Annotated in this window: 23 protein-coding genes and 1 pseudogene; 16 read left to right on the top strand and 8 right to left on the bottom strand. The window is 71.9% G+C overall.

Annotated elements, in window-relative coordinates; all coding sequences use genetic code 11:
• The 6 genes from V6U82_RS31040 to V6U82_RS31015 all read left to right on the top strand — a co-directional run.
• The coding region (locus V6U82_RS31040; protein WP_147252911.1) for an L-serine ammonia-lyase, iron-sulfur-dependent, subunit alpha at positions 1-100 on the top strand (100 nt) is incomplete at its 5' end.
• A gap of 66 nt (positions 101-166) precedes the next feature.
• Positions 167-994 (top strand): ABC transporter permease, encoded by an 828-nt coding sequence (locus V6U82_RS31035; RefSeq protein ID WP_334467528.1) that lies wholly within the window; start codon positions 167-169, stop codon positions 992-994.
• Positions 995-1738: an ABC transporter ATP-binding protein gene (locus tag V6U82_RS31030; protein WP_030503547.1), complete on the top strand. Its 744-nt coding sequence runs from the start codon at positions 995-997 to the stop codon at positions 1736-1738.
• Positions 1735-3669 carry a DUF5941 domain-containing protein gene (locus V6U82_RS31025; protein ID WP_442933484.1) on the top strand — a complete coding sequence of 645 codons (1935 nt, stop codon included), beginning with the start codon at positions 1735-1737 and terminating at the stop codon, positions 3667-3669. Before V6U82_RS31030 ends, V6U82_RS31025 begins: the two co-directional genes overlap by 4 nt.
• Positions 3670-3685: 16 nt before the next feature.
• Entirely contained in the window at positions 3686-5869 is a 2184-nt protein-coding gene (locus V6U82_RS31020) for a bifunctional glycosyltransferase/CDP-glycerol:glycerophosphate glycerophosphotransferase (RefSeq protein ID WP_334467524.1), read from the top strand.
• A gap of 157 nt (positions 5870-6026) precedes the next feature.
• Positions 6027-7340 (top strand): ABC transporter ATP-binding protein, encoded by a 1314-nt coding sequence (locus V6U82_RS31015; RefSeq protein ID WP_128136963.1) that lies wholly within the window; start codon positions 6027-6029, stop codon positions 7338-7340.
• A gap of 30 nt (positions 7341-7370) precedes the next feature.
• Here the strand turns inward: V6U82_RS31015 and V6U82_RS31010 are convergent, their stop codons facing one another.
• Both V6U82_RS31010 and V6U82_RS31005 read right to left on the bottom strand, forming a co-directional pair.
• The gene (locus tag V6U82_RS31010; RefSeq protein ID WP_128136962.1) at positions 7371-7703 is read right to left on the bottom strand and encodes a hypothetical protein; all 333 of its coding nucleotides are present in this window, start codon (positions 7701-7703) and stop codon (positions 7371-7373) included.
• Positions 7700-7960 carry a hypothetical protein gene (locus V6U82_RS31005; RefSeq protein WP_334467521.1) on the bottom strand — a complete coding sequence of 87 codons (261 nt, stop codon included), beginning with the start codon at positions 7958-7960 and terminating at the stop codon, positions 7700-7702. Before V6U82_RS31005 ends, V6U82_RS31010 begins: the two co-directional genes overlap by 4 nt.
• 158 nt (positions 7961-8118) lie before the next feature.
• Here V6U82_RS31005 and V6U82_RS31000 point away from each other — a divergent pair, with 158 nt between their 5' ends.
• The 4 genes from V6U82_RS31000 to V6U82_RS30985 are packed head-to-tail and all read left to right on the top strand — an operon-like array spanning position 8119 to position 10252.
• Positions 8119-8919, top strand: a complete 801-nt coding sequence (locus V6U82_RS31000; protein WP_151012868.1) for a helix-turn-helix domain-containing protein — start codon at positions 8119-8121, stop codon at positions 8917-8919.
• On the top strand, positions 8910-9098 hold the full coding sequence (locus V6U82_RS30995) for a DUF397 domain-containing protein (protein WP_334467517.1): 189 nt from the start codon (positions 8910-8912) through the stop codon (positions 9096-9098). The genes V6U82_RS31000 and V6U82_RS30995 overlap by 10 nt, the downstream gene beginning before the upstream one ends.
• Positions 9099-9155: 57 nt before the next feature.
• On the top strand, positions 9156-9344 hold the full coding sequence (locus tag V6U82_RS30990; RefSeq protein ID WP_334467515.1) for a DUF397 domain-containing protein: 189 nt from the start codon (positions 9156-9158) through the stop codon (positions 9342-9344).
• Positions 9341-10252, top strand: coding sequence for an aminoglycoside phosphotransferase family protein (locus V6U82_RS30985; protein ID WP_128136958.1), 912 nt, complete (start codon positions 9341-9343; stop codon positions 10250-10252). The genes V6U82_RS30990 and V6U82_RS30985 overlap by 4 nt, the downstream gene beginning before the upstream one ends.
• Positions 10253-10264: 12 nt before the next feature.
• On the opposite strand, the gene V6U82_RS30980 is transcribed toward V6U82_RS30985, so the two are convergent.
• The gene (locus tag V6U82_RS30980) at positions 10265-10645 is read right to left on the bottom strand and encodes a YybH family protein (protein ID WP_181726554.1); all 381 of its coding nucleotides are present in this window, start codon (positions 10643-10645) and stop codon (positions 10265-10267) included.
• Between the two features lie 21 nt (positions 10646-10666).
• A pseudogene (locus V6U82_RS30975) lies at positions 10667-11377 on the bottom strand (nuclear transport factor 2 family protein); the annotation flags it as partial.
• On the opposite strand from V6U82_RS30975, the gene V6U82_RS30970 reads away from it, so the two are divergent.
• The 4 genes from V6U82_RS30970 (at position 11376) to V6U82_RS30955 (ending at position 16245) form a co-directional block, all read left to right on the top strand.
• Positions 11376-12362, top strand: coding sequence for a sulfotransferase family protein (locus V6U82_RS30970; RefSeq protein ID WP_334467512.1), 987 nt, complete (start codon positions 11376-11378; stop codon positions 12360-12362). The pseudogene V6U82_RS30975 and the gene V6U82_RS30970 sit on opposite strands and share 2 nt — an antisense overlap.
• 246 nt (positions 12363-12608) lie before the next feature.
• Positions 12609-13076 (top strand): DUF4442 domain-containing protein, encoded by a 468-nt coding sequence (locus V6U82_RS30965; protein WP_128136954.1) that lies wholly within the window; start codon positions 12609-12611, stop codon positions 13074-13076.
• Positions 13077-13123: 47 nt separating this feature from the next.
• Positions 13124-13876, top strand: a complete 753-nt coding sequence (locus V6U82_RS30960; RefSeq protein ID WP_334467510.1) for an HAD family hydrolase — start codon at positions 13124-13126, stop codon at positions 13874-13876.
• Positions 13873-16245, top strand: a complete 2373-nt coding sequence (locus V6U82_RS30955; protein ID WP_334467509.1) for a glycoside hydrolase family 65 protein — start codon at positions 13873-13875, stop codon at positions 16243-16245. Before V6U82_RS30960 ends, V6U82_RS30955 begins: the two co-directional genes overlap by 4 nt.
• Before the next feature lie 42 nt (positions 16246-16287).
• Here V6U82_RS30955 and V6U82_RS30950 read toward each other — a convergent pair whose 3' ends face one another.
• The 3 genes from V6U82_RS30950 to V6U82_RS30940 form a co-directional block, all read right to left on the bottom strand.
• The gene (locus tag V6U82_RS30950) at positions 16288-16467 is read right to left on the bottom strand and encodes a hypothetical protein (RefSeq protein WP_071097001.1); all 180 of its coding nucleotides are present in this window, start codon (positions 16465-16467) and stop codon (positions 16288-16290) included.
• A gap of 61 nt (positions 16468-16528) precedes the next feature.
• The gene (locus V6U82_RS30945; protein ID WP_334467506.1) at positions 16529-16876 is read right to left on the bottom strand and encodes a thioredoxin family protein; all 348 of its coding nucleotides are present in this window, start codon (positions 16874-16876) and stop codon (positions 16529-16531) included.
• Positions 16846-17238: a MerR family transcriptional regulator gene (locus V6U82_RS30940; RefSeq protein ID WP_334467504.1), complete on the bottom strand. Its 393-nt coding sequence runs from the start codon at positions 17236-17238 to the stop codon at positions 16846-16848. The genes V6U82_RS30945 and V6U82_RS30940 overlap by 31 nt, the downstream gene beginning before the upstream one ends.
• Before the next feature lie 229 nt (positions 17239-17467).
• On the opposite strand from V6U82_RS30940, the gene V6U82_RS30935 reads away from it, so the two are divergent.
• Positions 17468-18121 carry a dienelactone hydrolase family protein gene (locus tag V6U82_RS30935; protein ID WP_334467502.1) on the top strand — a complete coding sequence of 218 codons (654 nt, stop codon included), beginning with the start codon at positions 17468-17470 and terminating at the stop codon, positions 18119-18121.
• 56 nt (positions 18122-18177) lie between these two features.
• On the opposite strand, the gene V6U82_RS30930 is transcribed toward V6U82_RS30935, so the two are convergent.
• Positions 18178-19362, bottom strand: coding sequence for an AI-2E family transporter (locus V6U82_RS30930; protein WP_334467501.1), 1185 nt, complete (start codon positions 19360-19362; stop codon positions 18178-18180).
• Between the two features lie 130 nt (positions 19363-19492).
• Here V6U82_RS30930 and V6U82_RS30925 point away from each other — a divergent pair, with 130 nt between their 5' ends.
• Positions 19493-19675: an antitoxin gene (locus V6U82_RS30925; protein WP_128137877.1), complete on the top strand. Its 183-nt coding sequence runs from the start codon at positions 19493-19495 to the stop codon at positions 19673-19675.
• Positions 19676-19784 lie beyond the last annotated feature (109 nt).

The following is a 19784-nucleotide window of genomic DNA, read 5'->3' as shown; positions in this document are numbered from 1 at the left end:
CAAGGTCATCAAGACCATGCGGGAGACCGGCGCGGACATGAAGGTCAAGTACAAGGAGACCGCGCGGGGCGGGCTCGCCGTCAACGTGATCGAGTGCTGACCTCGTTGGGGTGATCCCGGCCCACACCCGTCCCTGGAGCGCTACTGACAAAGCGACCATCATGCGGTGACGTCAGGCGTCGCGGCGCTCTGGTCCGCCCGCACCTCGCTGCGCATCCTGGTCCGCCGGGATCTCGCGGTGAAGTACCAGCAGTCGGTGCTGGGCTACTTCTGGTCGCTGATCGAGCCGCTCGGCATGGGCCTGATCTACTGGTTCGTCTTCGGCGTGCTCTACTCCGGCGCGACCCGGCGGCACCTGGGCGAGGCGGCCGGGTCGTACCCGCTGTTCCTGATCACCGGGATCTTCGCCTGGATGTGGGCGAGTTCGGCGCTGACCGAGGCGGCGAACGCCCTCACCGGGCAGTCCCGGCTGATCACCACGATGAACCTGCCCCGGCCGATCTTCCCCATCGGGCGGGTCACCGGGCGCTTCGCCGAGTACCTGGCCGGGCTGCCGATCCTGGTCGCCGTCGCGGCGATCTACGCGAGCCAGGGGAAGATCCGCCCCGGCTGGAGCCTGCTGGCGCTGCCGCTCGCGGTGGCGGTGCAGTTCGTGCTGCTGGTGGGCCTGGCGCTGCTGCTGTCGGCGGGCAACGTGCTGATGCGCGACATCGAGCGCACCATGCGGCTGATCATCCGGCTGCTGTTCTACGCGACCCCGATCATCTACCCGCTCGACCTGGTGCGGGAGTCGGGCATGCCGGGCTGGCTCAAGATCGGGTACGAGCTGAACCCGCTGGTCGGGATCTTCCAGCTGCACCACGCGGTCTGGTATCCGGACGAGTTCCCCGACGCCCGGCTGCTCACGATCACGGTGTCCGGCAGCGTGCTGGTGCTGGCGCTGGGCTGGTGGGCGTTCCACCGCCTCGAACCGGCAGTGCTGAAGGAACTCTGAATGGCGCCGATCATCGAGGCGGACGGGCTCGGCATCCGGTTCGTCCGCAACCGGCGCCGCCAGTTGCGGCTGCGGGAGCTGATCGTGCACCGGGGCGCCCGCGACCCGGACGCGGGCCGGTTCTGGCCGTTGCGCGACCTGTCGTTCCGGATCGAGCCGGGCGAGACGGTGGGCGTGGTGGGCCGTAACGGCACCGGCAAGAGCACGCTGCTGCGGCTGATCGCCGGTGTGCTCATCCCGGACGAGGGCTCGATCCGGGTGCACGGCCGGGTGGCCCCGCTGCTCGAACTGTCCGCCGGGTTCTCCGGCGACCTGACCGGCCGGGAGAACCTGTACCTGGTGGGCGGGCTGCACGGGCTGTCGTCGGCGTACCTGCGGGAGCACTTCGACGAGATCGTCTCGTTCGCCGGTGAGCAGGTGGAACGCGCCATCGACACGTCGGTGCGGCACTACTCGTCGGGGATGAAGGTGCGGCTGGGCTTCGCGGTGATCGCGCACCTGCCGCACCCCGTACTGCTTGTGGACGAGGTGACGGCGGTCGGGGACGCGGAGTTCCGCGCGAAGTGCTATGCGACCATCGAGCGACTTCTCGCGGAAGGGCGCACGCTGGTGCTGGTGTCACACAACGACAAGGACCTCACCCGGTTCTGCCGTCGGGGGCTCTACCTCGACGCCGGACGGCTGATCGTCGACGGGACGATCGACGAGGCGCTGGCCGCCTACGCCGACGCGGCGAAGCGGTGACGCTCGCGATCGTGCTCGCCGCCGACCCGGCGGCGGGCCGGCTCACCGAACCCGGCCGACCTGCCGGGGAACCACTCACCGAGCGCCTGGCCGCGCAGTGGCGCCGGGCCGGGGCGGACGACGTGCGTATCGCCGCCGACCTGACCGAACTGGCCGACCTGGTGGCCGCCGTGACCGGCCCGGTGCTGGTGAGCGGCGCCGATCTGGTGGCGCACACGGCCGTACTCAAGCATCTCGCGACCAGCCCGGTGGGGCCGACGGTGGCGCTGGTGCTCACCGATCCGCCCGCCCCCGGGCAGGCCACCGTGCGTGAGGAGCGCGGCCAGGTGGTCGAGGTCGGCGCCGCCGACCCGAGCGGCGTGTTCGGCGGCGCGCTGCGGGTGGGCGCGGCCGACCTGCCCGCGCTCGCCGACGCCGCCCGCCGCGCCGCAGGCGGCGGGCCGCTGGGCGCGGTGGACCGGCTCGTGGCCGACCTCGCCGCCCGCGGCACGCTGATCTTCGCCCATCGGGTACGTCTGCTCGTGGCGCACCGGGTCGGCGACGAGGCGCAGCGGGAGGCGGCCGAGGCGGCGGTGGCCGCCGTCGACGAGGACCGGGCCGAGCTGAAGCTGTCGGTGAAGGAGCGGGACGACTTCTTCACCACGTTCTTCGTCAGCACCTGGTCCCCATACGTCACGAAGGCGGCGGCCCGGATCGGGATCGGCCCGACCGGGGTCACCATGGTCTCGGTGGCGTTCGCGGTGGCCGCGGCGGTGCTGTTCGACACGGGTGGACGGCCCGCGCTGGTGGCCGGCGCGGTCCTGCTCTACCTGGGTTTCGTGCTGGACTGCGTGGACGGGCAGCTCGCCCGCTACACCCGGCACTTCAGCGCCTGGGGCGGCTGGCTGGACACGATGGCCGACCGGTTCAAGGAGTACGTGGTCTACGCCGGTCTCGGCTTCGGTGCCACGCACGCCGGGTTCCGGTACGGCTGGGCGCTGGCGCTGGCCGCGATGACGTTGCAGACGGTGCGGCACATGACCGACACGTGGTACGGCGCGCTGCACGACGAGGCGGCCCGGCGGCCGAAGGTGGTGAGCGCCGACGCGGGCGGCATCGGCGGGAAGCTGAACGCCGCGTCGACGCGGGTGCAGGCGGACACCGGCTCGGTGTCGTACTGGCTGAAGCGCACCGTGGTGTTCCCGATCGGTGAGCGGTGGGCGTTGATCGCCATTGCCGCCGCGCTGTTCGGGCCGCTGGTGGCGCTGGTCGCGGTGCTGGTCTGGGGGACGCTGGCGTTCGCGTACACCGGGGGGTTGCGGACCTTGCGGGCGCGGTGGATGCGGGTGCCGGTGCTGACCACTGTGGACGCGGGTCTGCACCGCGACGACGGCCTGCTGGCGCGGACGCTGCCGACCGCGCGGCGGCCGCTGCTGCTGGCGGTGCTCGGCGCGCTCGGCGCGGCGGGGACGCTGGTGTGGGCGCTGCTCGCGGTGCACGGCGGCGGCGACCTGCCGGTCTGGGTGCCGGTGCTCGCGCTGGTGCTCCTGCTGGGGGCCGCGCAGGGCTCGCGGGCGCCGCACGACGGGTCGCTGGACTGGCTGGTGCCGGCCGCGTTGCGGGCCGCCGAGTACCTGTTCGCCATCGCGGTCGGGGTGGCGGGCCGGGCGCCGGCCTGGTTGATCTTCGGGTACGTCCTGGTGCTCACGCTGCTGCACTACGACCTGACCGCCCGGCTGGAGAAGCGGCAGTCGGCGCCGCCGCTGCACACCGCCACGCTGGGCTGGCCGGGGCGTTCGCTGCTGCTGGCAATCGGGCTGATCGCCGGATATGCGAGTATCGCTCTGGCTACACTCGGTGCGTACCTTCTCGTGGTTTTTGTCGCGAGCGTGGTCCTCGCCTGGGTGGTCCTGCCGGCCCGCGCCCGTGGGGGTGTGCGCTCGCCGGGCTGACGGAGGGCGGGCCGGGGTGACCTTGATCAGCTTCGTCGTTCCGGCCTTCAAGGTGCAGGGCTACCTGCGGGAATGTCTCGACTCGATCCTCGGCCAGCCGTTCGGCGACATCGAGGTGATCGGGGTCGACGACGCCTCTCCGGACGACAGCGGCGAGATCCTGGCCGAGTACGCGCTCCGCGACCCCCGGGTCCACCCGGTGCGCCTCGCCGAGAACGTCGGGCTCGGTCCGGCCCGCAACATCGGGCTGGACCGGGCCGTCGGCGAGTACGTGTGGTTCGTCGACGGGGACGACTGGCTGGTGCCCGGCTGCCTGCCGCACGTCGCGGACCGGCTCCGCGACACCGCGCCGGACGTGCTGATCGTCGACCACGTCCGGGCGCACTGGAACAACATCGGCACCCGCAGCGCGATGCGCGACGTGTTCCCCGAGCCGCCGGGCGCGACGACGTTCCCGCTGCGGGACCGGCCGGAGACGCTGAAGCTGCTGCACACCGCGTGGAACCGGGTGGTGCGCCGGGAGTTCCTGCTCGAACGCGGGCTGCGCTTCGAACCGGGCTGGTACGAGGACGTCTCGTTCAGCTATCCGGCGCTGATGGCGGCCGGGCGGATCGGCGTACTCGACCGGATCTGCCTGAACTACCGGCAGCGCCGCACCGGCGCGATCACGAAGACCCGGGGGGACCGGCACTTCGAGGTCTTCGCGCAGTGGCACCGGGTGTTCGGGCTGATGGACCGCTGGAGGGTGACCGGGCTGCGGCCGGCGGTCTTCGAGCGGATGATCTGGCACTACCTCACGGTGCTCGGCAACGGCGACCGGATCGCGCCCGAGCTGCGGGCGCCGTTCTTCGCCCAGATGCACGCCGACTACGTGCGGTTCCTGCCACCCGAGGGCTACCCGGTCCCGCCCGGCCCGGAAGGGCTCAAGCACCGGCTGGTGGCGGCCGGGCGCTGGCGGACGTTCAGCGCGTTGCGCGAGGCGCACCAGGCGGGCGAGACGGCCCGGCGGACCGCGCGGCGGGCCCGGCGACGGGTGACGCCGGTGGTACGGCGTACCGCCCGGCGGGCCCGTGACCTGGCGCTGGGCGAGTACTACCGGGCCGAGCTGCACCGGCCGATCGACCCGACGCTCGCCGTGTACGCGGCCTACTGGTACCGGGGTTACTCGTGCAACCCGGCGGCGATCTACGAGGCGGCCCGCCGGCTCGCGCCGCAGGTGCGCGGCGTGTGGATCGTCAGGCGCGACCGGGTGGCCGCGTTGCCGCCGGGTGTCGAGTACGTGGTGGCCGGCAGCCGTGAGTACCACCGCGTGCTGGCCCGCGCCCGCTGGCTGGTCAACAACGTCAACTTCCCGGACTTCGTGCGCAAGCGGCCCGGCTCGGTGCACGTGCAGACCCACCACGGCACGCCGGTGAAGGTGATGGGCCTGGACCAGCAGCGCTACCCGGTGGGCGCGGTGGGGATGAACTTCGCCGGCCTGCTGCGCCGGGTGGACCGCTGGGACTACAGCATCACCTCGAACAGCTTCTCGACGCAGATGTGGGAGCGGGCGTACCCGGCGGACTACACCACGCTGGAGGTCGGCTACCCGCGCAACGACCGGCTGGCGCTGGCCACCGCCGAGGACCGCGGCCAGGTCCGCGCCGCGCTGGGCATCGCACCCGACGAGTACGTGGTGCTCTACGCGCCGACGCACCGGGAGCATCTGCCCGGGTGGCGGCCACCGTTCGACCCGGATCGGATGCTCGACGTCCTCGGGCCGCGGGGCCGGCTGCTGATGCGCAGCCACTACTTCCACGACCGGGAGCGGCATCCCCGGGGGCCGGCCTCGGACGGCGTGCTGGACGTGAGCGCGTACGACCGGGTGGAGGACCTCTACCTGGCGGCGGACGTGTTGGTCACCGACTATTCCTCGGCAATGTTCGACTACGCCGTGCTGGACCGGCCGATCGTGGTCTACGCGCCGGACTGGGACGCCTACCGGGTCGCCCGTGGCGTCTACTTCGACCTCCTGGCCGAGCCGCCCGGCGCGGTCGCGCGGGATTTCCCCGGGCTGCTCGACGTGTTCCGTTCCGGCGCGGTCGACGACGAGGCGGCCGGGTCGGCCCGGACGGCGTTCCGGTCGCGGTTCTGCGCGCTCGACGACGGGCACGCCGCCGAGCGCGTGGTGCGCCACGTGTTCCTCGGCGAATCGCCGTAAAAGGGGTTACCGGCAGGTCACTTAACTACAGAGACCGGCGAATACCGCTTAATAGGACTGTCACGAGCTGAACATGGCACGTTTACCCGATGTGCGAATCAGATGATCCTGGTCACAGTCATTCCCGGGTTTGGGGCGAAGAACTGGGGAGGTGACGGTGGCGACCGTCGCGCTCAAGGATGTCACCAAGGTGTTCCCGGACGGAACAGTCGCGGTCGACACCATCAATCTGGACGTCAACGACGGCGAGTTCATGGTGCTTCTCGGCCCGTCGGGATGCGGGAAATCGACAGTGCTGCGCATGGTGGCCGGGCTGGAGGACCCGTCCTCCGGCGCCATCATGCTCGGCGGTGAGCTGGCGAACGACCTGCCACCACGCGACCGGAAGATCGCCATGGTCTTCCAGGACTTCGCGCTCTATCCGCACATGACAGTCGGGGACAACATCGGCTTCCCGCTGCGGCTCTCCGGCGTCGAGCCCGGCCCGCGCGGCGAGCGGATCCAGGACGTGGCGAGCGCGCTCGGCATCGGCGACGTGCTCGGGCGCAAGCCCAGCCAGCTCTCCGGCGGTCAGCGGCAGCGGGTCGCGATGGGGCGGGCGATAGTGCGCCGGCCCGGCCTGTTCCTGATGGACGAGCCACTGTCGAACCTGGACAGCGGGCTGCGCGCCGAGCTGCGGGCGGAGATCTCCGGCCTCACCCGCGAGCTGGGCGTCACCACCATCTACGTGACCCACGACCAGGCCGAGGCGCTGACCATGGCCGACCGGGTCGCCATCATGCGCAAGGGCGTGCTCCAGGACGTGGGCACCCCCACCCAGGTGTACGGGCGTCCGGCCACGCTCTACGTCGCCGCGTTCCTCGGCAGCCCGCGGATGAACCTGCTGGAGGCGTCGGTCTACGTCCACCTGGACCGGTACGTCGCGCTGAACCTCGGCGAGCAGTCGCTCTACCTGCCCTGGGACGACATCCGCAGCCGTGCGGTGGCGCACTACCACGGTGAGCGGATCGTGGTCGGCATGCGCGCCGAGGCGCTCACCCCGGTCGCCCCGGACACCGCCGGTGACGTGCTGCACGGGCGCATCCGCTACCTGGAGCACCACGGCCACGAGTCGCTCGCGTTCCTCGACATCGGCGCCACGGCGATCGTCGTGGACGAGATGGGCACGCCGGTGGAGCAGGCCGCACCGGGTCAGCGCGGCCTGCGCCGGTTCAACCAGGTGATGCAGCGGCTCACCGGCCGCGCGACGGAGGCGTCGGCCCCGGCCCCGGCGGCCGGCGGGGGCGGCGGCAACCGCACCAGCGTGCTGCCCGACCCGGGCCGCCATCACCGTCGTCCGGCGGAACTGGCGGTACGGCTCGCGCCGTACCCGCAGGTGTCGCCCGGGCACCCGCTCGCCGTGCAGGTACGGATGGACGCGCTGCACTTCTTCGACGAGCGCGGCGACCGGATCGACGTCGGCTGGCGGTGAGCCGCCGGTCTCGTCCGCGGATGGGGTGGCTCATCCGGGGATGATCGGCCGTCGGTGCGGGCCCCAGGCGACGAAGCGGGCGAACATGTCGGCGGGGGCGGGCGCGTCGTCCGGGTTCAGCCGGTAGAGGTCGCGCGTCGCCTCGTAGAACAGTCCGCACAGGTAGATGGCCAGGCCGATCTGGTTGTCCTCGTACTCGGTCTTGAGCAGCAGCCGGGCCATCGGGCACGGCCACGGCCGGCCGCAGGCCCGGCAGCACCACATCGGACGCAGCGGCGTGTGCGGGGTGGCGTGCAGCGGATACGGCCGGGGACGGTCCGGCGTGGGCCCGTCCGGCGGCTGCCCGAGCTGGTGGCTGATCACGGGCGCTCCTCGTGGTGGCCGTCTCCCCGGAACTGCTCCGGGTGACCGCCGTTGGTTCCGCGCTGCTGCGGGGCGGACCAGCGGCCGCCGTTCGCCCGCCACTGCTGGGCCGGGGTGAGGTTGCCGACCCGGCCGGGGTCCATCGTCGGCAGTGGACGCGTCGGCTGCCGCATCCACTCCGGCAGGTTGTCGCCCCGTACCCGGTGGGGCAGTGTCGGTGCCGACGCACCCCGGCAGCGGAACCAGCGCAGTCGCACGGCGCAACTCCTCTCGGTAGCGGGAACCGGACGAATTCGGCTCCACTGCGTGACAGTCTCGTCACCGCGCCGCTAGGGTCGGAAGGCGTTCCACCCCCACCTTCCTGGCCGTCCTACCGGCCGTCTTTCCGTGTGCAGCCGTGTGCAGAGGTGTGCAGATGATCCGTGTGCCGTTGTGGGAACTGTTCGCCGGTGAGCTGCGCCGGTTACGTACCGATGCCGGGCTGACCCAGGAGGCGTTGGGCGAGCGGGTGAGCTATTCGGCCTCGTTGGTGGCGGCCGTGGAGCAGTGCCGTCGCGCGCCGCGCGCCGAGTTCACCGAGCGCTGCGACGAGGTGCTGAACGGCGGCGGCCTGCTGGTGCGGATCCGTGACGCGCTGATGCAGGAGGCGCTGATGCCGTGGTTCCGCGAGTGGGTGAGCATCGAGCAGGAGGCTGCCTCACTGCGCAGCTTCGAGCCGCTGGTTGTTCCCGGGTTGTTGCAGACCGAGGAGTACATCCGCGCGCTGCATGAGGGCGCGAGCCCACTCGTTGGTGAAGCGATGGAGCAGCAGGTGGCCGCGCGGCTGGCCCGTCAGCCGGTGCTGGACCGTCCCGCGCCTCCGCAGTTCGTGGCGGTGCTCGACCATTCGGTTTTGAGCCGTGCGGTCGGCGGTCCGAAGGTGATGCGGGAGCAGTTGGAGCATCTGGTCGAGATGGGCCGCCGACCGCGGGTGCACCTGCACCTGGTTCCGGAGACGGTCGGTGCCTATCCCGGGCTCAACGGCGCGTTCGTGCTCGCCACCCCCGCCGACGGCGACGACGTGGGCTATCTCGATAACCAGTTGCACGGCACAATCGTGGAGCGGACGGTGGATGTGAACTCACTGCGGCAGACCTGGGAGTCCGTCCGCGCGGAGGCGATGCCGCACGGGGCGACCCTGGCGGCGATCTCGGAGGCGGCGAAGCGATGGAGTTGACCGGCGCGATCTGGCGTAAGAGCACCCGCAGCAGCGGAAATTCTGGCAACTGTGTCGAGGTGGCGGACAACGTGCCCGGCGTGGTGGGGGTGCGGGACAGCAAGGACCGGCAGGGGCCGGTGTTGGCGTTCACGCCGTCGAGCTGGGCGGCGTTCGTCGCGCACACCAAGCGCACCTGACCCTGATGGGATGCCGCACGGGGCGACCCTGGCGGCGATCACGGAGGCGGCGAAGCGATGGAGTTGACCGGCGCGATCTGGCGCAAGAGCACCCGCAGCAGCGGCAACGGCGGCGACTGCGTCGAGGTGGCGGACAACGTGCCCGGCGTGGTGGGGGTGCGGGACAGCAAGGACCGGCAGGGGCCCGCGCTGACGTTCACGCCGTCGAGCTGGGCGGCGTTCGTCGCGCACACCAAACGGGCGTGAGTGACGTACCGGATCTCGGTCCGCCGCCACGGCGCATCGCCGTCGACGTGGCGCAGGTGCGTCGCCTGGTCGCCGACCAGTTCCCGCACCTGGCCCACCTCCGGATCGAGCCGGTCGCCAACGGCGGCTGGGACAACTGGACCTTCCACCTCGGCCCCGAGCTGCTGGTGCGCCTGCCCAGCGCTGCCGAGTACGCCCTGGCTGTCGACAAGGAACACCTGTGGCTCCCGGCCCTCGCCGCTCGGCTGCCCCTACCCGTCCCCGCGCCGCTGGCGAAGGGCGAGCCGGGTGCGGGCTACCCGTATCCGTGGTCGATCTACCGCTGGCTCGACGGCGAGACCGCCCGGCCGGAGCGTATCGCCGACCCGGTGCGATTCGCGCTCGACCTGGCCGACTTTCTCGCGGCCCTGCAAGGCGTCGACACCACCGCCGGGCCGCAGCCGGGTATCCACAACTGGTTCCGGGGCGGCACTCTGCGCACGTACGACAAGAAAGTCGAGCATGCGCTCGCGGCGCTGGGCGGCCACGTCGACGGCGAGCTGGTCCGCGAGATCTGGGCGCGGGCGGTCGGCGCCCGCTGGGACGGGGTGGACCGCTGGTTCCACGGCGACATCGCCCCGGGGAACCTGCTGCTCGCGCACGGCCGGCTGGCGGCCGTCATCGACTTCGGGACATGCGGCGTCGGTGACCCGGCCTGCGACCTGGCGATCGCCTGGACGTTGCTGACCGCCGAGGGCCGGGAGGCGTTTCGCAAGCGGCTGACGGTGGACGACGCGATGTGGGCGCGCGGACGCGGCTGGGCCCTCTGGAAGACCCTTTCCACCTACTCCCGCTGTTTCGACGACCCCGAGGACGCGGAGGAGTCAGCCGAGGCGCAACGCATTCTGGGGGAGATATTCGCCGAATAGGCGGCCGGTCTCTCACCCGGCGGCAGCCTGCTTCTCCGGCGCGTACGGCCACTCCTCGAACGACAGGCACCGGCCGTCCTCGGCGAACCGCATGATCCAGAGGTCGCGCCACTCCTGGTGGACGGGCTCGCCGTACCGGACCTGCACCCGTGCCACAGCGGTGTCGCCGTCGACCGCGACGATCTCCGCTGTCATCTCGAAGACCTCGTCGGGTCCGTCGCGCTCGCTGTCCCACATGCGGGTGATGGCGGGCAGGCCGACGACCGGATCCCGGTACGGCCCCTGCCGGTAGCTCGCGTCGGCCGTGAACATCGTTTCGAGCGCCGCCGTTCCCGGTGTGCGCCACGCCTGCTCGTACGCCGCGATCCAGGCGGCCACCCGATTCCGGTCCATGGCTGCCAGCCTGCCATCCGCGCGTGTCCGGGTCTCCCAGATCGGCTGCGCGGGGTCGTCGTTGTGCACGACGACGTCGGCGTGTTCGGTGGGGCGGGCCGTGGCGAAGTAGAGCCGCTGGGCGGGGAGGTAGCGCTCGCGCCAGCGCCGCTCGACGTCCGCGCGCGGCGACGCCAGGCGCTCACGGATCACGGCACGATCCACGGTCCGGTCGAGCGCGGTCGACACGAAGACGCGCAGCTCCCACCGGTCGACCAGTTCCGGGCGCAGGAGGAAGACGCCGTCGACGATCAGTACGGCGTCGGCGGGAGCGGTCGTGAGCGGTGGGGACAGCACCGTATCCGTGGCGTGGTCGTAGACCGTGTGCCGGAAGCGCCGGTCGCCGCCCGGGCCGAGCGGATCGAGCAGCACCCGCTTCAGCGCCCCGTGGTCGTGGGTGTCGACGTAGCAGCCCTCGGCCGAGAACTCGCCGCGTCGATAGCGCCGCGCCCGAGGGAAGAGGAAGTCGTCGACTGTCGCCCGGACGACGTACCGACCCTGGGCGCGCAGGACGGCGGCCAGCTCGTCGGCGAGCGTGGTCTTGCCGGCGGCGGGCGGCCCGTCGACGGCCACCCGGGTCGGGTGCGCCACGGTGACGGACCCGACCGCGTCGGCCAGGAGGTCGATCAGCCGATCGCGGCGGGAATAAATGGATTGCCCCTGCGCCGAGCCGGGAGTTTGACTGCCGTCCATGCCGTCCCCCTCACCGGTCTTCGTCGCGGGTACGGGCCGTTCCGGCACGTCGCGGATCGCCGACATCATCGGCCAGCATCCGCTGATCCACCGGATCCCGATGGAGACCAAGTTCCTCGTCGAACCCGGTGGCCTGCGGGACCTGGCCGACGCGCTCACCGACCGGTACGACCCCGTCGTCGGTGAGGACGCCCTGCACCGGCTGAGCGACTTCCTCACGGTACGCGTACCCGGGCGGCGTGACGATCGTGGCAAGACCGTGCCCGAGCTGGTCGGCGAGCGGCGCTACCGGGACGCCGTACACCAGCTCTGGCCGCAGGTGATCGCGCACGCCTTCGAGGAGCCCGCGCCCGCGGAGGGCTTCGGCGACGGCGACCGGCCCGCCGGGCCGTTCGGGCCGGCCAGCCGACGGCGGGTCGTGCCGAGGTACTTCCGCGACCGGGGCGAACTGGTCGCCGTCCTGCGCGGCCTGGTCGACACCCTGTTCGCCGGGGCGGCGGCCGACGCGGGCAAGCCGACCTGGTGCGAGAAGACGCCGTTCAACCTCTTCACGATGGACTTCCTCTGGGAGTTGTTTCCCGAGGCGACGATCGTGCACATCAAACGTCACCCGGTGGCGGTGCTCGCCTCCCACCTGGCCCAGCCGTGGGCGCCGTCCACCGTCGACGGGGTGCTCGCCTACCTCGTGCCGGTCTACCAGCGATGGCTGGCCTGGAAGGACGCGGCGGACCTGACGGGCAGGCGATACGTCGAGGTGAAGGCGGAAGACCTCGCGGCGGACTGGCCCGGGCAGCGGCGGGCCCTGTTCGAGCGGCTCGGCGTCGAGGACGCCGTCACCGCGTCGACGTTCCAGGCGGACAAGCTCGCGCACCGCGACGACCAGCTCGACGTCGGCATGCGCGCGTACGTCGAGCGGGAACTGGGCGAGATCATCCCCGCGATGGGATACGACATGACGCGGACCGCTCAGGGCACCCCGAGGTAACCGAGCGCTGATGATGCCGCAGGCGTGCCGGTCACCGCACCGCAGATCTTGGTAGGAAAAGGCCCCTCTGGGGGCACTTTCGTACCAAGATCTACTCTGGCTCAGTATCCGGGCCGCGAATCTTCATATTTGGGAGGGTGGCACGGCTGTGGCGGGATGAAGGATCCTGATGTCACTTTGCTGGAGACATCGGGCCCGTCAGCTCACTGTCTTGCCGGTGAAGTTACTGGCTAGTAGCGTTCGGGCATGAGCATCGACTCTCGCCAGGTGGCGGCCGGTCTCCTCGACGCCGTGCCGTTCGCCCGCACGCTCGGAATCGAGTTCGTCGAAGTGGCGCCCGAGGCCGAGGGCGGGGTCCGGGCCGTGGTCCGGCTCCCCGACGACCCGGCGCACCACAACCACGTGGGCGGCCCGCACGCCGGGGCCATGTTCACGCTGGGGGAGACCGCCTCGGGCGCGGTTGTGCTGGCCGCCTTCGGGCAGGTGCTCGACCGGGCCGTACCCCTGGCCGTGACCGCGACCATCCGCTACCGCAAGGTGGCGATGGGGCCGGTGCTGGCGACGGCGCGGCTCGGCGGCACGCCGGCCGAGGTGCTGGCCGAGCTGGACGCCGGGCGGCGGCCGGAGTTCCCGGTCGAGGTGGAGGTCCGCACCGAGGACGGCACGCTCACCTCGTCGCTCACCGTGATCTGGACGCTGCGCCCGAACCGCTGAGCCCCGAATGGTGTTTGCCCGGCGCGAGGGCTGGATAGATTCAAGCGATGCTGGGCCTCCCCGCGCACGTGAGCGCTTGTCTCTTCGATCTGGACGGTGTGCTGACGCAGACCGCCAAGGTGCACAACGCCGCCTGGGCGGAGACGTTCGACGCGTATCTGCGGCGACGGTCGGCCGAAACCGGCGAGCCGTTCCACCCGTTCGACCCCGGACCGGACTACAACCGGTACGTGGACGGCAGACCGCGCGCCGACGGGGTGCGCACATTCCTGGCCTCGCGCGGCATCACGCTGCCCGAGGGATCGCCGGACGACCCGCCCGAGGCGGACACCGTCAACGGCCTCGGCAACCGTAAGAACGTCGTCCTGCTCCAGCAGATCGAGCAGCGCGGCGTCGAGGTGTACGAGGGTTCGGTGCGCTACCTGGAGGCCGCCACCACGGCCGGGCTGCGCCGCGCTGTCGTCTCGGCCAGCGCCAACTGCGCCGCCGTGGTGCACGCCGCCGGGCTGGACCGCTGGCTGGAGGCGCGGGTGGACGGCGTGGTCGCCCGCGCGAGCGGGCTGCGCGGCAAACCGCACCCGGACACGTTCCTGGAAGGCGCCCGGCTGCTCGGCGTCGAACCGGCGCAGGCCGCCGTCTTCGAGGACGCCCTCGCCGGGGTGGCCGCAGGGCGGGCCGGCGGATTCGGGTACGTGGTCGGCGTCGACCGGGTCGGCCAGGCCGACGAGCTGCTGGCGCAGGGCGCCGACGTGGTGGTCACCGACCTCGCCGACCTTCTCGCAGCGGAGCCGGCCGCGTGATCCGGGAACGGGCGTACCCGGTCGAGCCCTGGCACGTCCGGGAGATGCAGCTCGACATGGACGTGCTGGCCCAGTCCGAGTCGGTGTTCGCGCTGTCCAACGGCCACATCGGGTTGCGCGGCAACCTCGACGAGGGTGAGCCGCACGGGCTGCCCGGCACCTACCTCAACTCGTTCTACGAGCTGCGCCCGCTGCCGTACGCGGAGGCCGGCTTCGGTTTCCCCGAATCCGGGCAGACCATCGTCAACGTCACCAACGGCAAGCTGATCCGGCTCCTCGTGGACGACGAGCCGCTCGACGTGCGCTACGGCGAACTGCTCGCCCACGAGCGGGTCCTCGACATGCGCGCCGGCACGCTCCACCGGGACCTGCACTGGCGTTCCCCGGCCGGCCGCGAGGTCAAGGTCCGTACCACCCGGCTGGTGTCGTTCACCCAGCGCTCGGTGGCGGCCATCCACTACGAGGTGGAACCGGTCGACGGGCCGCTGCGCCTGATCCTCCAGTCCGAGCTGGTCGCCAACGAGTCGCTGCCGCCGCAGAGCCGCGACCCCCGGGTCGCCGCCGTCCTGGAGTCGCCGTTGCAGGCCGAGGAGGAACTGACCACCGACGACGGCGGCCAGCTCATCCACCGGACCAAGGTCAGCGGCCTGCGGGTCGCCGCCGCGATGGGCCACGACGTCGACGGGCCCGAACGCACCACGATCGAGAGCGAGGGGTACGAGGACTGGGTCCGCACCACCATCGGCTGCGTGCTCAAGCCCGGCCAGACGCTCCGCGTGGTCAAGTACCTCACGTACGGCTGGTCCAGCCGCCGGTCCCTCCCGGCGCTGCGCGACCAGGTCGGCGCGGCGCTCGCAGCGGCCCGGCTCGACGGCTGGGACGGGCTGCGCCGGGCCCAGCGCGAATACCTGGACGCGTTCTGGGACGCCGCCGACGTGCGCGTCGAAGGTGACCCCGAAGTGCAGCAGGCCGTCCGGTTCGGCCTCTTCCACGTCCTCCAGGCCGGCGCCCGCGCGGAACGGCGGCCGATCTCGGCCAAGGGCCTCACCGGCCCGGGGTACGACGGCCACGCGTTCTGGGACACCGAGATGTTCGTGCTGCCGGTGCTCACGTACACCCAGCCCAGCGCGGTCCGCGACGCGTTGCAGTGGCGGTACGACACGCTGGCCCAGGCGCAGGAACGCGCCCGCACTCTCAACCTCGAAGGCGCCGCCTTCCCGTGGCGCACCATCGAAGGGCCGGAGTCGTCGGCGTACTGGCCGGCCGGGACCGCCGCGTTCCACATCGCCGCCGACGTCGCCGACGCGCTGCGCCGCTACGTGCTGGTCACCGGCGACGAGGCGCTGGAACGGGAGATCGGGCTGGAACTGCTGGTCGAGACCGCCCGGCTGTGGCGTTCGCTCGGCCACCACGACCGTGCCGGACGGTTCCACATCGACGGCGTGACCGGCCCGGACGAGTACACGGCGGTGAAGAACGACAACGTCTACACCAACCTGATGGCCCAGCGGAACCTGCGTACCGCCGCGGACTGCGCGATGCGCTACCGGGACCAGGCGCTCGACCTCGGAGTCACCGAGGAGGAGGCCGCCGTGTGGCGGGACGCCGCGAACGACATGCACGTCCCGTACGACGCGGAGACCGAGGTGCACGAGCAGGTGGAGGGATTCACCCGCTTCCAGGAGTGGGACTTCGAGCACACGCCGCCGGAGAAGTACCCGCTGCTGCTGCACTACCCGTACTTCGACCTCTACCGCAAGCAGGTCGTCAAGCAGGCCGACCTGGTGCTGGCCATGCACTGGCGGGGCGACGCGTTCAGCGCCGCCGAGAAACTGCGCAACTTCGTCTACTACGAGCGGCGCACCGTACGCGACTCGTCGCTGAGCGCCTGCACCCAGGCGGTGCTCGCGGCCGAGGTCGGCTACCTCGAACTGGCCCACCGCTACCTGCGCGAGGCCGCGCTGATGGACCTGCACGACCTCAACGAGAACACCCGCGACGGCGTGCACATGGCGTCCCTGGCCGGTGCCTGGATCGCGCTCGTCGCCGGGTTCGGCGGGCTGCGGGACCACGACGGCATGCTCTCGTTCGCGCCCCGGCTCTCCAGCCGCCTCAGCCGCCTGGAGTTCTCACTCCAGTGGCAAGGGATGCGGTTGCGGGTCGACGTCCGGCCGCACCAGACGACGTACTCGCTGCGCAACGGCGGGCCGGACACCGTCGTGGAACTGCGGCATCACGGCGAGCCGCTGCGGGTCACCTCCGCGCAGCCGGTCACCGTGGCGGTGCCACCGGCACACCCGAGCGGACCGCAACCGGAGCAGCCGCAGGGCCGCGCGCCGCTGATGCACCTGCCGGAACGCATGTACTGAGCGGCCCCGCCACGAAGGGCGGGACCGCTCGGTACGCGTACCTCAGAACTGGCGGCCGTTGGACGGACGCCCGCCGGCGTCGCGCGGCGCCGTGGCCCGCGGATCGTCGGACGTACGCGCCGTCGAGGCGCGGTCGGCCCAGTCCGGCGAGTCCTTCAGCTCCTGCTTGCGGCGTTCCTGGTCGGTGAGTTCCTGTTCCCGGGACCTGTCCTGTTTCGCCATGACGATCCTCGCGATCGGTCGGGGTCCGTGGTCACCCCGCGCGTTCCCGCCCGGCAGCGGCTCAACCGTTCAGGTGCCGGGCGAAGCTGCGCCGCAGGTGGTCCTTGGGGCGGGAGCCGACGATCGAGCCGACGACCTCGCCGCCCCGGAACACCAGCATGGTCGGCGCGGACATGATCCGGTGGGCGCGTGCGGTGGCCGGGTTCTCGTCGGTGTTGAGGGCGACGAAGCGCAGGGTGTCGCCGAACTCCTCGGCCAGCTCGGCCAGGTGCTTCGACACCACCCGGCACGGCGGGCACCATTCGGCCCAGAAGTCCACCACGACCGGCCGGTCGGCGGCCAGCACGATGGCCGCGAACGTGTCGTCGGTGACCGGGGTCAGCCGGCCGGTCCCCGTGTCCTGAGGCATGTTTCCTCCCGTTGGGCGATCGCGCGGGCGAGCTGGTCGTGCAGGCGGCGGCGGACGTCACCGAGCCGGTCGAGGTAGTCGTCCACATCGGCGAGCTTGCGCCGCAGCACCGCCACCGAATCGGGGCAGGCGTCACCGGAGTCGTGACCGGCGCGCAGGCAGGCGACGAACGGGCGGATGTCGTCCAGGCCGAAGCCGATCGCCAGCAGCGACCGGATCTCGCGGACGACGCGTAGTTCCGCCTCGTCGTAGACCCGGTATCCGTTGGCGGACCGGTTCGGCCGGACCAGCCCGTGCGCCTCGTAGTAGCGCAGGGTGCGGGTGCTCGTACCGGCCCGCTGCGCCAGCTCCCCGATCCGCATCCGCCGCCCTCCCCGTCCCTCTTCGCCGGTTGACGCTAAACCTTGCCGCCGACGTCAACGCAACCCCGCACGCGTCGGGTTTCCCCCTGGTCTCCCCGTCGATCATGAAGTTAGCGGCCTTGTGGATCTCGGAATCTGCCGCCAACTTCATGATCGACGCGATTGAAGATCTCTGCGGCTGATCGGCGGGGTGGGGGGTATGCGGGGAGGGAGAGCGGGGGTGGGGGAAATGCGTGAGGTTTCGGTGCCTGTGGTGGACGGCGGGCTCGTGGGGGACGTGGTGGTGCCTGCCGAGGCGCAGGGGGTGGTGCTGTTCGCGCACGGGAGCGGCAGCTCGCGGCACAGCCCGCGCAACATGGCCGTCGGGCGTGCGCTCAACGAGCGCGGGCTCGCCACGATGCTCGTCGACCTGCTGACCGCCGACGAGGAAGCCCGGGACGAGGTCACCGCCGAACTGCGCTTCGACATCGGCATGCTGGCCGAACGCCTGGCCGGGATCGTCGACTGGATGGGCGCCGACGCGGAGCTGGGGCGGCTCCCGATCGGACTGTTCGGCGCCAGCACCGGCGCCGCCGCCGCACTCGTCGCCGCCGCTGCCCGGCCGGACCGGGTGGGCGCGGTGGTCTCCCGAGGCGGCCGGCCCGACCTGGCCGGCAGCTCACTGACCGCGGTACGCGCACCGACGCTGCTGCTCGTCGGCGGCCTGGACGAGCAGGTGATCGTGCTCAACGAGCAGGCCCGGGACGCGCTGGGCGAGGTGGCGGAGCTGCGGATCGTGCCCGGGGCCACCCACCTGTTCGAGGAGCCCGGCACGCTGGAGCAGGTGGCGGACCAGGCGGGTACGTGGTTCACCACGCACCTGCGCCAACCGCACCCCGCCTGACCGGCGGGTCGCCTGATCGCACCCGGCCTGATCGCACCCGGCCTCAGCGCAGGCCGTCAGCCTGCCGCTTCGACGGCCCGGTCCGGCCCGGAGGCGCTGCCGATCTCCGTGGCGCTGCCGGAATCGGCAGCACTGCCGGTCCCCGCGGCGCGACCGGTTTCGGCGCGGTGCCGCTGCACTGTGTCCAGCACCCGCCACAGCACCGCCGCGATCGGCACCGACACGAACGCACCGGCGACCCCGGCGACCAGTGTGCCCGCCGTGACCACCACCAGGATGACCGCCGGGTGCAGCTGCACCTGCCGCCGCATGACGAGCGGTTCCAGCAGGTTGCCCTCGATCTGCTGGACGGCGATCACGGCGGCCAGCGTCAGCAGCGCGGTGGTGGGACCGTTGGCGGCCAGCGCGACGAGCACCGCCACAGCACCGGCCACCGTGGCGCCGATGATCGGTACGAAGCCGCCGAGGAACGTGATCAGGGCGAGCGGCAGGGCCAGCGGGACACGCAGGACGACCAGGGCCAGCCCGATGCCGATGGCGTCGATGGCCGCGATGATCATCGTGCCCCGGCTGTACGCGCCGAGCGTCCGCCAGCCCGCCCGTCCCGCCTCGGCGGTCAGCTCCCGGCGCGGGCCGGTCAGCCGGCGCAGCACCCAGTGCCACATCGAGCGGCCGTCCTTGAGCAGGAAGAACAGCAGCACCAGGGCGAGCAGCACGGCGCCCGCGACCTCGGCGACCTTGCGCGCCCCGGCGACCGGGTCGGGCGCACCGCTGCTCAGGCCCTGCCGGATCTGCTCCACGAGCCGGTCGAGCTGCTGGTCGGTGACCGGCAGGCTGGACGTGATGAAGTCGCGGGTGCGCTGCAACCCCTCGTCGAGCTGCTGGCTCAGCTCGCCGAACTGACTCGCCGTGAGGTTCCAGACCAGGACACCGGCGCCGCCCAGGATGCCGAGCAGCAGCAGGATGCTCAGCAGGGCGGCGAGCCCGGCCGGCACCCGCAGCCGGCGCAGGCGTACCAGGACCGGGTCGAGCAGCGCGGCGAGGAAGAACGTGCCGGCCAGCGCCACCGCCAGCGGCGCGAGCATTACGGCGATCTGCCCGAGCAGCCACAGCCCGGCCGTCACCACCAGCAGGCAGGCGCTCCAGGTGACCGCCGTCCGTACCGGCCAGGGCAGTCCGGCCCAGGTCTGCCGCGGTCCGGCGGTCGGTGCCCGCCCGGGTATACCAGCGTCGTCGTCCACGTCGCCCTCCTCGATCGAGGCCGTTGGTACCCGACAAGGGTCGATCCGACACCAGGGCCGCAACCGCCCACCCGGTGTTTGTGCCCCCGGCCTTAGGGAAGGCATTCAACGTATCGAGAGGAGATCCGACATGGGCGACTTCATGGACAAGGCCAAGGACTTCGCGGACAAGCACGACAAGCAGGTCGACCAGGGCATCGAGAAGGCGGGCGACGCGGCCGACAAGCGCAGCGGCGGCAAGTACGACAACCAGATCGACAAGGGTGTCGACATGGCGCAGCAGCGCACCGGCGAAGGCGACACCGGTCGCTGACGTACACCCGCGTCGAGGCCGGAACACGACGGCGGCCACGCCCCCCCCGGGGGGGGGGCCCCCCCGCGTGCGGGGCGGCCCCCCCCCGGGGGGCCGCCCCTCCCCCCGG

It is taken from the genome of Micromonospora sp. CPCC 205554 (assembly GCF_036902745.1).
Lineage (GTDB): Bacteria > Actinomycetota > Actinomycetes > Mycobacteriales > Micromonosporaceae > Micromonospora > Micromonospora tulbaghiae.
Note: the sequence above shows the minus strand (reverse complement) of the source record. Positions and strands in the feature narration are given on the sequence as shown.

Coding starts and splice junctions, on each gene's coding strand:
- V6U82_RS30960 (WP_334467510.1), top strand. CDS start 13,124: ATGCTGGGCCTCCCCGCGCACGTGAGCGCTTGTCTCTTCGATCTGGAC.
- V6U82_RS30925 (WP_128137877.1), top strand. CDS start 19,493: ATGGGCGACTTCATGGACAAGGCCAAGGACTTCGCGGACAAGCACGAC.
- V6U82_RS30935 (WP_334467502.1), top strand. CDS start 17,468: ATGCGTGAGGTTTCGGTGCCTGTGGTGGACGGCGGGCTCGTGGGGGAC.
- V6U82_RS30995 (WP_334467517.1), top strand. CDS start 8,910: ATGGAGTTGACCGGCGCGATCTGGCGTAAGAGCACCCGCAGCAGCGGA.
- V6U82_RS30990 (WP_334467515.1), top strand. CDS start 9,156: ATGGAGTTGACCGGCGCGATCTGGCGCAAGAGCACCCGCAGCAGCGGC.
- V6U82_RS30965 (WP_128136954.1), top strand. CDS start 12,609: ATGAGCATCGACTCTCGCCAGGTGGCGGCCGGTCTCCTCGACGCCGTG.
- V6U82_RS30950 (WP_071097001.1), bottom strand. CDS start 16,467: ATGGCGAAACAGGACAGGTCCCGGGAACAGGAACTCACCGACCAGGAA.
- V6U82_RS30945 (WP_334467506.1), bottom strand. CDS start 16,876: ATGCCTCAGGACACGGGGACCGGCCGGCTGACCCCGGTCACCGACGAC.
- V6U82_RS30980 (WP_181726554.1), bottom strand. CDS start 10,645: ATGGACCGGAATCGGGTGGCCGCCTGGATCGCGGCGTACGAGCAGGCG.
- V6U82_RS30970 (WP_334467512.1), top strand. CDS start 11,376: ATGCCGTCCCCCTCACCGGTCTTCGTCGCGGGTACGGGCCGTTCCGGC.
- V6U82_RS31030 (WP_030503547.1), top strand. CDS start 995: ATGGCGCCGATCATCGAGGCGGACGGGCTCGGCATCCGGTTCGTCCGC.
- V6U82_RS30940 (WP_334467504.1), bottom strand. CDS start 17,238: ATGCGGATCGGGGAGCTGGCGCAGCGGGCCGGTACGAGCACCCGCACC.
- V6U82_RS31000 (WP_151012868.1), top strand. CDS start 8,119: ATGATCCGTGTGCCGTTGTGGGAACTGTTCGCCGGTGAGCTGCGCCGG.